This window comes from Massilia sp. 01N410, assembly GCF_056399665.1.
Genome location: NZ_JBFTRV010000046.1, coordinates 1 through 1,284 on the forward strand (window position 1 = coordinate 1; position 1,284 = coordinate 1,284).

4 protein-coding genes are annotated in these 1,284 nt (G+C 60.6%); all 4 read left to right on the forward strand.

What is annotated here, in order from left to right; translation table 11 throughout:
• Positions 1 to 97: 97 nt before the first annotated feature.
• The 4 genes from AC1DOP_RS27105 to AC1DOP_RS27120 are packed head-to-tail and all read left to right on the forward strand — an operon-like array spanning position 98 to position 1,284.
• A complete protein-coding gene (locus AC1DOP_RS27105; protein WP_477254384.1) occupies positions 98 to 376 on the forward strand; it encodes a hypothetical protein in 279 nt (92 codons plus the stop codon).
• 45 nt (positions 377 to 421) lie between these two features.
• Positions 422 to 697 carry a hypothetical protein gene (locus AC1DOP_RS27110; RefSeq protein ID WP_477254386.1) on the forward strand — a complete coding sequence of 92 codons (276 nt, stop codon included), beginning with the start codon at positions 422 to 424 and terminating at the stop codon, positions 695 to 697.
• A 46-nt stretch (positions 698 to 743) separates the two neighbouring features.
• Complete coding sequence (locus AC1DOP_RS27115) at positions 744 to 1,019, forward strand: hypothetical protein (protein ID WP_442124996.1); 276 nt, start codon at positions 744 to 746, stop codon at positions 1,017 to 1,019.
• A 13-nt stretch (positions 1,020 to 1,032) separates the two neighbouring features.
• The gene (locus AC1DOP_RS27120) at positions 1,033 to 1,284 is read left to right on the forward strand and encodes a hypothetical protein (protein WP_442124980.1); all 252 of its coding nucleotides are present in this window, start codon (positions 1,033 to 1,035) and stop codon (positions 1,282 to 1,284) included.

Sequence of the window (1,284 nt, forward strand, 5' to 3'; positions counted from 1 at the left end):
GTGACACTCGAACGAAGCTGGCACGCATCCTGCTGATAGTCCATCGAGCGCAAATCAAATGCCTCAACCAACCAACCGACATCCAAGGAGATTTACCATGAAAACCCTGATCATCACCGACCTGGCCCACACCGACAAACTGGACCGCGCAGCCATGSSYRCCGTCCGYGGCGGCTTCAAGTTCGCATCGCCCTCGTACTCCTTCGGCGACATCACTTATGCGCCGACGTCCAACTCGTCGATCAACGCCGCCCAAACCCTGGGCCAGGTCCAGAACGTGATGACTGCCACCGCCAACGGCTCGGCCTTCGTCGACGGCGTGCACGTCGACAACGACGTCTCGCAAAACGGCCAGAACACCATCGTGCGCCGCTGATCCCTTTTATCCCATCCCATCATTCCATCATCGAGGAGCATTGCCATGAAAACCCTGACCATCAAAGACCTGGACCGTACCGAACAACTGGACCGCGCAGCCATGCGCACCGTGCGCGGCGGCTGGAGCATGTTCTCGCCGTCGTACAAGACCGGCGACATCACCTACGCACCGAGCTACGACTCGTCGATCAACGCCGCACAGAACCTGGGCCAGATGCAGAACGTGATGACGGCCACCGCCAACGACTCGGCCTTCCTGGGCGGCGTCAGCGTGGACAGCAAAGTCCACCAGAACGGCCAGAACAAGATCGTCGGCTGATCCCCCATCGCCATCATCGTTGACTATACTTTCAAGGAGCATTGCCATGAAAAACCTGACCATCAAAGACCTGGACCGCGCCGAACAACTGGACCGCGCAGCCATGCGCACCGTGCGCGGCGGCTGGAGCATGTTCTCGCCGTCCGTGAAAACCGGCGACATCAGCTACAAGCCGAGCTACGACTCGTCGATCAACGCCCTGCAGAACCTGGGCCAGGTCCAGAACGTCGGCACCCTCACCGCCAACGGCTCGGCCTTCCTGGACGACGTCAGCGTGCACAGCAACGTGCACCAGAACGGCCAGAACAAGATCGTCGGCTGAGAAGGAGAGACCCATGTCATCCATCGCAATCCACGACCTGGCGCACAGCGCCACGATCGACGGCCAGGCCATGTCGGCGGTCCGCGGCGGCTACGCCTTCGGCAAGGACGTCAACGTCAATGTGAACGTGAACCAGCAGCTTGCACAGTTCCAGCAGATCGGCGTGAATGTCCTCAACAACAACGGCGTCATCGGCGCCGGGTTCCGCGGCCCCGATATCGATGTGGCCGCCGCACTGAAGGGCGAAAACAAGCTCACCTTCTGA